Here is a 261-nt window from a genome sequence, read left to right as displayed (position 1 = left end):
GCAGCCCGATCAGCGCCTCACCGCGGGCCAGTTCCTGTTCTGTCAGTGACCGCTGACTGAGTAACTGCTCAGGCTCTGACGGCCGGCGGCTGTCAAAATAGATCCCCACCGGATCAAGACAGAGGGAGGACGGGCGGCACAGATCCGATCCCAGTCCCCGGGAACGGATGAACCCGTCCTCCACCCGGATGGCGCCGGTCAGTTCAGGGTACTCACTGCCCCAGACCGCCACCCGTTCATCTGCAGCCAGCGCTGCCGGTG

Annotated in this window: 1 protein-coding gene; it reads right to left on the bottom strand. The window is 65.1% G+C overall.

Annotated elements, in window-relative coordinates:
• Positions 1-261 (bottom strand): capsular polysaccharide export protein, LipB/KpsS family (locus ACU8YC_RS28715; protein WP_446896480.1); only part of this gene is annotated, 261 nt, incomplete at both ends.

It is taken from the genome of Citrobacter sp. VF227, assembly GCF_052950715.1.
The sequence above is the reverse complement of the archived record's forward strand: the minus strand, read 5'-3'. Positions and strand labels throughout refer to the sequence as shown.